A 7,177-nucleotide genomic window follows, 5' to 3' on the forward strand; every position below is an offset into this window, starting at 1 on the left:
GAGTCAACGCCCGCCGCAAGTACTCCTCGCCGCTTCGCGAGCGCCAGGCCAAGGCGACCCGCCGCGCCGTGCTGCAGGCGGCACGGGAGTTGTTCATCGCCCAGGGCTATGGGGCAACCACCGTCGAACAGATCGCCCAGCACGCCGGGGTGAGCAAGCCGACGGTGTTCAGCGCGGTGGGCAACAAGCAGCTGGTGCTGCGCGCGGTGCGTGACGTGGCGATCGCCGGCGACGACGAGCCCGTCCCGGTCGCCAAGCGCCCGGCGACCGACCGGATTCGTGCCGAACCGGACCAGCGCCGAGCGGCTGCGCTCCTGGCCCAGCACCTCACCGGCGTTGCCAGTCGCTATGCCGAGATCAACGAGGTCTTGCACGCAGCGGCCGACAGCGGCGAGGACGACCTCCGCGAACTGTGGAAGCTCGAGGAGGACCAGCGCCTCACCGGTGCGCGCCTGTGGGTCGACGTGCTCACCAGCAAAGGGCCGCTACGACCGGGGCTCGACAACGGCACCGCGGTCGACGTGATGTGGTTGCTGATGTCGCCCGACAACTACTACCGGCTCGTGCACCGGCGGCGATGGACCAACCAGCAGTACCAGCAGTGGCTGGCTGCCTCAATCACCCAGCTGTTGTTTGCTGAGCATCCCTGAACCGATCCTCTTAGCTGAGCTCGGGTCCAATGGGAGGGAACTTCCCTACAGCAACGACGGCTACTACGACTACCACAGAGCCGCGGACATCACCCAGCTCGCCGCCGGCCTGCTCGGTGCGGACACGTGGATTGCCTGGTGGGACTGACCTGGGCGGGCTCGGCGGTCTCCTGTGTGGCCCTCTCACCGCTGCTTTCTGTGAACGCCCACATCGTGATCTCCGGAGCGACGCGGAGCGAACATCGCTCCTGGTGCGGCCGGCGCGCCGATGAACGCCACGGGTGTGGATCAGGAAGGCGAGCGCAAGCCGGCGGCGACCTAACACAACGGCATTGGGTGTAAGCCCAGCGCCACCTCGACATCGGAACGGCCGCCGAGCCGAGTACGCAGTACCTGGTAGTGGCCTGGGTCTTCGGACACCGCGATGATGCGGACGGCCGAGGCGGCTGCATCACTCAGCACGGCCATCGGGTTGTCATAGCTGTCGAGATGGCAATGGGTGTCGAGCAGTTTGGTAATACTACCCCAGCCTGGCAAAGCTCGCCAAATGCCCTGCGGAGACCCAGCGGTAGGTCCACCCTTTCACAAAGGTTGCTCCTGATGGACCTGCGGCATGTCCCGGAGGGGCATTTCCGCTGTTGCACGGATTTCGGTGTTAGGGATCCGTTCCGTGTTCCGGTGAGAGACGGTCATCGAGATCGTCGGCTCGCTTGCCGGCAGGCAGGGCAGCCTTGGCCTTGGGTGCGCTTCTTGACCATGGCCAGCCACCGGCGGTTGCAGGTGCCGCATTGCCACCAGCAGTAGTCGTGCGAGCCTGGTTTGAGCGTGTCGGGGTGGCGGTCTGGATGGGTGATGTTGCTGCGGAACTCCGTGGCGAGCTGCGGGAACAGGTCTCGCAGGGCGTTGCCGGGCGCGGCGGTGGCGCGGGCTTGGCCGTGCCGCTTGCGACCGCAGCGTGGACAGCCGGTTCCCGCCTGGCCAGTCCGGTTGGCGACCACCGCCGCCCACACATAGCCGCAGGCGCGGCAGCGCCAGCGGCACCGATCGTTCGACCTGGGCGTGAGCTGGGTCGGTCCGTGGCCGGGATGGTCGAGATTGGCCTGGTACTCGGCGGCCAGATCAGGATGAATCACGGCCAGGCACCGGGCCGGGTCGGCGGTCGCGTAGGCGCGTCCTCGGGCGGCGCGGCGGCAGCGAGGGCAGGTGCCGTCGGCGCGCACGGCATCGCGCACGGTTGCCTTCCACGGCGCCTGGCACCGCCGGCAGCGCCAGCGGCACTGGTCCGACGCGGTCGGGGGGAGTTGGGTTGGCTCGTAGCCGGGGCGGGTGAGGTTGCACTGGTACAAGGCGGCAAGGTCCGGGTGCAGGTCCGCCAGCGCCCGGCCCGGCGGCGCGACGGCCCGGCAGGCGCGGCGGCGGCTGGCGCATCCACGGCAGCCCGCGTCCGAGCGGACCCTGACGAACACGGCGCTGTCCCACTGCCTGCCGCAGTCGGTGCAGCGCCAGCGGCAGCGGTCGTTGGACGACGGGGCCAGCCAGGCGGGTCCCAGGCCGGGATGGGTGAGGTTGGCGACAAACTCGCGGGCAAGGTGCGGCGCGGCGTCCACGGCGGACGGCGTCGGCGGGCTGCCGAGCAGCCGACGCCAAGTCGCCGCCGCCGCTCGAAGGGCAAGGGTTTGCACCTGGGGCGTCAGGTCCTGGAGCTCGACGCCGGCCTCGGCCAGGGGCACGGCAAGAACCTTGGTCCAGTGCCAGGCGTCGGCGGTGTCCTCCGCCAGGTCGGTGGTGCAGCCGTGCAACGGGCCGAGGCTGCAGGGACGGACGCGACGGTAGGACGCGTAGCCGGCTGCGGCCATGCGGGCGGCCTTGCGGGCGTCCTTGGCCTGGCCGTGGGCGTGCCAGCGCAGCGGATCGAGGTCGATCCACCAGCCCAGCGCGGGCAGGTGCAGGTCGACCCGCTCGTCCCGCCGGCTCGTGCCGGCCACCGGCGCGTCGACCTGGACCGCAAGCCCGGTCGCCGCGCGAAGCAGGCTGGCGACCTCCAGCTCGAACAGCGACCGGCCCGTGACCCCGCAGCGGCGGCAGCCGCTCGCCTGCCGGATCCGACTGGCGATCACCACGTCCCACTGGTGGCCGCGCACGCACTGCCAGCGGCAGAGGTCGTTGGATCCGGTCCGCAGCTTGTCCAGGTCCCGGCCCGGGTGGGTCAGGTTGGCGACGAACTCGCCAACAAGATGCGGGTACAACACGGCCACCGACACCTCGGCCGGTGCGAGCGCGCGCTCCCGTCCCCGACGTCGCGCGGCGCACACCGGACACCCGCAACCCCGCCGAGTGCGAGTCCAGACCGGCGCCTCCCACCGGTGGCCGCACTCGGCGCACTGCCAGCGGCAGCGATTGTCTGATACCGGCCGCATCTGCGCCAAGGTGACGCCAGGCCGGTCGAGGTTGCCGCGGAACTCGGCCACCAAATGCGGATACACGTCGGCGGCCGAGCGGCCCGGCAGCGGCGCTGCCCTCGCGGCCCCACGCCGCCGGTAGGAGCACGGCCGGCAACCCGTACCCCGCACGCGGTTGCCCACGGTGGTATCCCACACCTGGCCGCACACACAGCATCGCCACCGGCAGCGCTCTCCACTACCCGCGGCGAGCTGCTCGAACCTGCGCGTCGGATCGCGAAGGCAGCAGACAAACTCCTCCGCCAGGTCCGGGCGTGCCTCCATGGCCAACACCAGGCGAGCACCACCGATCGGTGTCTGGCGTGCGGATGGGATCCGTGGCGGCTGCTGGACCCGCTCTGCCTGGTCGGTGGCTACTTGGATGGCGGCACCCGCAGTGGCTCGGGCATGGCGACCACGCGCACGGGGAAGTAGGGGTTTGCCAGCTTGAGGGTCTTGCCGAGGACACGCATGCCGCGGTCGCCGGTGGCGACCAGGACCGGCGGGGCGTTGGCGGGGCCGGTCACCTGGTGGAAGAACTCAGCGCGGTCCAGCAGCTCGGCGTCGTTGCTGGTCTGTCGTTGATGGCCGGGCATGTCGGGGAGGATCTCCAGGGTGAGCCCGGGGTCGTCAGGGCTGATCTCGGCTGCCTCGCCGCCAAGGGCGGTGTCCACGAACGGGTCGAGGAAGGCCAGCGCCGCCCTTGCCGAGCGGCTCAGCCGCCGGTTGCCAGCGTGGGTGTGGCCGTCCAGCTCGTTGAACGTCAGCGTCGGAACGACCAGGCGAAGGCGCTCAGTCGGCTGGATCTGGCCCCGGGGATCGGCTGGATCGTTGAGGAGCTTGCGCCACTGGGCTCGGGTGATCCGCTCCCCGGCATCGGCCGGCTCACCCATGCTGGTGCGCCACTGGGCTCGCGCCTGCCGCCACTGCGCTGCCGCCTCGCCTTGGTCGGTCGCAAGCGGGTCGACGCCGAACGGGTCGAAGTTGAGGAACACCGACGTGTCCAGGATCAGACCGTGCCCGAGGAACTGTGACGCTGGAGGTTCCGGCGGGCGGAACTGGTCGAACAGCCGGAGAGAGCCGAGGAGCTCCTCCAGGTACCGCTCTTGTGCGGCCAGCTCGGCTTGCAGCAGGCTGTGCAGGCGGGTGACGCGGGCATCAGCACTCGGGTCGGTCTGAAGGATGCGCTGGTAGTGCCCCGCGTACAGGCCGTCGACGACGTCGCGATCAGTGAACAGCTCGCGGAGTTTGCGCTCGGCGCGCTCGACCCATTCCAGGTAGCCGACCCGGTCAAGAGTGCGGGCGTTCTGCGCACCTCTCAGCAGCTCCTGGACGTCGCCGAGCGCCTTCTCGATCGTGAACCCCGCACGGATTCTCATAGCTTGCCGCGCTCGCTTTCCTCTCCTGTCCGAGTGTGTCATCCGCGTCGAGACACCCGGGGCGAAGCCGTGTGGCGGCCTGGTCGGCCGGTCGGTCGGCGAGGCCGCGCCTGTACGGGCATGTGGTGGCGCGGACGATCGCTCCGCGGCTCCTATGCTGCCTGCTCTCTTTCGCTGAGTTCTTCGGTCATCAGTCGCAGCAGCGCGGTGGCCAACAGCACGGCCCGCAGCGCGTTGACCGGCCGGTACACGCTCGGGTTGACGCAGTGGACCGTGCCGTGACGGCTGTACGCCGACCCGCGAGCCTGGTAGTCGTAGTCCTCCCGGTAGGCGGCGAACACCGCGGAGCCGACCAGCCCGAACCGCCACGCCCGCAGACAGACGTCGTCGCCAAGCGGTTCACCGAACGCCGCCTTGATCCGCTGCGAGACGCCCTTGCCCGTGAACAGGAAGGTCGCGGCGCGGTCCAGGTGGTGCCTGGCGATGGTCTCCACGACGTTGGTGGCCAGGGCCTGGGCAGGGGCGTCGCAGCCGGCGTGGTAGGAAGCAACCGCCTGCCTGACAAAGCCAGCCAGCTCCATCATGTCGGGGTGGGTCACCTCGTCCAAGCAGGCGTCGCAGTCCTCGAGGACGTCGGCTTCGGCATCCAGGAGAAGCTGCTCGCGGGCGGTGGCATCGGGTGCCTCCAGCAGCGCTCTCACCAGCGTCGGGCGTGGCACCCAGGCCAGCGCGAGGCCCTCCTCACGGCTGAGTTCCTGGAGCAGGTCCCAGTCCTCAACCGAGAGGGAGCGTAGGTTGGCCGGGACCATCTTCAGGAGGGTGGCCCCTGCCCGCGCGGCGAACTTCGATAGGGACTCCAGATGCGCCGGTGTCTTGAAGACGCCCTGCCACCGCATGGTCGGCCACGCCTTGCCGAGGTCGGCGACCAGGCTGCGCTGCCGCTCAGTGAGGTCGAAGACCTGCGATAATCGAGGCGAGACGAGATTGGTCACTGCCAGGCCACGCAGCGGGGCGATCTGCCGCGCGATGTGATCGAACCGGATCTGCTCGAAGCGGCGCGCGTCCCGGGTGATCGCGTCCAACGTCGAGGTGGCAGCCAGCCAGCCAGGAGGCAGGCCCGCGCGGGTCGTCGATGCCCGGTTGTCCTCGCTCGTCCACGGCTCCTCGCCGTGCCGGGCGTCCTCGGCGTCCCCGGCAGACCCAGTGTCGTCCGGCTCCTCGTCGCGCTCCGTCGCCATGCTTGGCTTCCTTTCTGCGGTGGTCGCGGACGCTACCATCCGCCGCCGACATCCATCAGCTCATTTCATCCGAGCCAGCCAGTGGCGCTGGGACCGATCCTCGCCAGCACCTCACAAGCTGCGTTCGGCAGTTCAGGTCCCTGGTTTGGTCACCGCGGGTTGGTGCATCCACCAGGCGAGCAGCGCCCGGCGCACGATCCCCTCGAACACGTGCAGCAGCATGGGCAGGTCCGCTCGCGCCCAGGCGGCGCGCTCGGGGCCGACGCTGGTCCACAGCCCGAGCGGCACCTCCATCGGCGGCATGCCCTGGGCATGGTGGGGCGGCTCGCACATCGGCTCGGGGATCGGGATGCCCGCGTGGAGATCCTTCGATCGGTAGCTGTACACCAGGTCCAGGTGCTTGCGTAGCTTGGCCCAGTCGACCTGCTGGTAGGGGTGCGGTGGACGGGATGGGGGTGGGTCGGGAGCGTAAGGTAAGCAGGAACCGCGTGAACTTGCCGGTCGACCCGTAGATGCGGGCCAGCATCGCGGCCACCTGGCGCAGATGCTCCTCCCCCTTGGATGCCAGCAGGTCGGCCAGCTCAGGCTGCGTGGTCCTGAGCCGCTCCTCCGGCACATCCGTCCCTGGGGCGTCGCGGGCGGCCCAGTAGCTGGCGGCGGGCTCCACCGCGGAGACAAACCGCAGCCATGCCTGCCGCGGGTCGCTCTCAGCAATCCACAGACCCTCCTGGTAGATCCGGGCGGCCCGGACCAGCGCGACCGCCCGCTCGGCCGACAGGTCGGGATAGCGGGCAAGGTAGGGCGCGGCGTCGTCGAGCCTGGCGCCGTCGACGGTGGCGGGCAGGACCGGGCGATCCGGGTTGCCAGGGGGGTGGTAGGTAGGGAGGCTGGTGGTCGTACTCGACCGGGCGACCGCGCGGGTCGGGATTCTCGGGGCGGAACTCGCGCACCACCCCGCCATTGCGAAGCCGGATGCCAAGCGCGAGGCAGATCAGCGCAGCCAGTTCGTCGGGGAGTTGGCCGCCGTGGTAGGTCTGAGTGTCGGTCCACTGCTTGAAGAACCGGTCTGCCACCCGGTCGGCGTCTAGCGCTCCTTGGGGGTTGCGACTTTGGGGTTTGTCCAAGCTTGTCAGGCGGCCTTGAGGTGGGCCTGGCGGATGTAGTCGCGGACGGCCTGGTCGATGACCCCCAGGGCATCACGCAGGGCTGGTGGCGCAGGTGGGCGATCCGCGGCCAGGAGTGGGGCCAGGAGCCGGTCGTGGAGCTTGGTGTAGAAGACCGCGAAGCGCCTGCCCTCGGGGGTGAGCACGTAGGTGTTGCGGCCGGGCAGACGGCAGATGAGGCCCTTGCGGCGCAAGCGGGTCAGGTCGTAGCTCATCTGGTTGGCCGAGTAGGCGGTGCCGAGCAGGGCGGCGACCTGGGCGCGAAGGCTCCGGTGGGTGAACCCGACCACGCTGGTGAGCAGGACCGAC

Annotated in this window: 7 protein-coding genes; 2 read left to right on the top strand and 5 right to left on the bottom strand. The window is 70.0% G+C overall.

Annotated features, from left to right (window positions below; translation table 11 throughout):
* Positions 1–650, top strand: a 650-nt coding sequence (locus tag VG276_14965; GenBank protein HEV8650660.1) for a helix-turn-helix domain-containing protein, incomplete at its 5' end; no start/stop codon positions are given.
* Between the two features lie 689 nt (positions 651–1,339).
* Here the strand turns inward: VG276_14965 and VG276_14970 are convergent.
* The 4 genes from VG276_14970 to VG276_14985 form a co-directional block, all read right to left on the bottom strand.
* The gene (locus VG276_14970; protein HEV8650661.1) at positions 1,340–2,905 is read right to left on the bottom strand and encodes a zinc-ribbon domain-containing protein; all 1,566 of its coding nucleotides are present in this window, start codon (positions 2,903–2,905) and stop codon (positions 1,340–1,342) included.
* 557 nt (positions 2,906–3,462) lie between these two features.
* Entirely contained in the window at positions 3,463–4,467 is a 1,005-nt protein-coding gene (locus VG276_14975; protein HEV8650662.1) for a hypothetical protein, read from the bottom strand.
* A gap of 152 nt (positions 4,468–4,619) precedes the next feature.
* Complete coding sequence (locus VG276_14980) at positions 4,620–5,705, bottom strand: hypothetical protein (protein ID HEV8650663.1); 1,086 nt, start codon at positions 5,703–5,705, stop codon at positions 4,620–4,622.
* A gap of 132 nt (positions 5,706–5,837) precedes the next feature.
* Positions 5,838–6,092, bottom strand: coding sequence for a hypothetical protein (locus VG276_14985; protein HEV8650664.1), 255 nt, complete (start codon positions 6,090–6,092; stop codon positions 5,838–5,840).
* 503 nt (positions 6,093–6,595) lie between these two features.
* Between VG276_14985 and VG276_14990 the strand changes: the two genes are divergently transcribed.
* Complete coding sequence (locus tag VG276_14990; GenBank protein ID HEV8650665.1) at positions 6,596–6,793, top strand: hypothetical protein; 198 nt, start codon at positions 6,596–6,598, stop codon at positions 6,791–6,793.
* A gap of 41 nt (positions 6,794–6,834) precedes the next feature.
* On the opposite strand, the gene VG276_14995 is transcribed toward VG276_14990, so the two are convergent.
* A partial coding sequence (locus VG276_14995; GenBank protein ID HEV8650666.1) for a hypothetical protein occupies positions 6,835–7,177 on the bottom strand: 343 nt, incomplete at its 5' end.

Source organism: Actinomycetes bacterium (assembly GCA_036000965.1).
Lineage (GTDB): Bacteria > Actinomycetota > CALGFH01 > CALGFH01 > CALGFH01 > DASYUT01.